Consider the following 1032-nt stretch of genomic DNA (forward strand, 5'->3'; position numbering starts at 1 on the left):
ATCCAGAAACATCACGTATTCCAGATGAATTTATCAACGTTAAAGAAACAAAGACACCTGATAAGGCGAAATTAAAGGCGTTTATCAATACCGGTGGAAAAGTTAAGGGTGTGGCAGTTATTGAACGCACACATGCACAGGTGAAATAAATGAAAAAACGAGAAAAAGGTGTTAAAACACCGTTCAGAGTATTGATTTACGGTAAACAAGGAGATGGTAAAACATCAGTAACACGATTTGCACCGGGTCCAGTAGCACTACTTACTTTAGATAATACCGATAAGGTTTTGGTTAATGTCGATAAAGACGGTGTCGTGGAGCGATTCTACATTGAAGATTACAGTAAGATTCTCGCTGAAATAAATGAATTTATCGAGTATGTCGCAAACAGTGAATTTAAAACAGTTGTGTTTGATAATTTAAGCGCGCTAGAAAAAGTTTGGTTTGTGAATGCGGCTGATGAAGGTAAGAATCACGGTATCAATTCAATGCAGGACTACGGCAAATTCAGTAATCAGCTAATTAAAATGCTGACATACATTGATAGTCGATTGAAAGATAAAAACGTTATCTACACAGCATGGCAACGTAACGGTGAAATTTGGTTAGAAAGCGGTCAGAAAATTACGCCATTCCAACCTGATCTACGAGATAGCGTGAATAATTACTTTATGGGAACCGTTCATGCAGTGACGCATATCAAATATGACCAAGAAAAGAAAGAGCGATATTGGACTTTGACAAATTCAACAAACGAATATGCAAAGAATCAAATTGACGGTCGCAAGCGTGCCGATTTCGATAAATTGTTTGATTGGGAGGCTTAATGATACATGCCGTTTCAATTATACGATTATCAGAGTAAATTACTTTCAGACGCACGACAATCGCTTGCTAATGGTTCGAAAAGCGTCATGGTAGTTTCTGCTGCTGGTTCTGGTAAAACAGCTATGATGAGTGAAATGGCTAGATTAACAACCTCACATCACAAAAGAGTGTGGGTTATGGCACATCGAAAAGAATTGATAAATC

2 protein-coding genes are annotated in these 1032 nt (G+C 37.8%); both read left to right on the forward strand.

From position 1 onward, the window contains the following. The first annotated feature begins 149 nt into the window (after window positions 1-149). The gene (locus BMG01_RS10585; protein ID WP_004914441.1) at window positions 150-827 is read left to right on the forward strand and encodes an AAA family ATPase; all 678 of its coding nucleotides are present in this window, start codon (window positions 150-152) and stop codon (window positions 825-827) included. 6 nt (window positions 828-833) lie between these two features. Further along, window positions 834-1032 (forward strand): DEAD/DEAH box helicase family protein (locus BMG01_RS10590; protein WP_158084731.1); only part of this gene is annotated, 199 nt, incomplete at its 3' end.

This window comes from Leuconostoc sp. BM2 (assembly GCF_002095565.1).
GTDB classification, from domain to species: domain Bacteria; phylum Bacillota; class Bacilli; order Lactobacillales; family Lactobacillaceae; genus Leuconostoc; species Leuconostoc falkenbergense.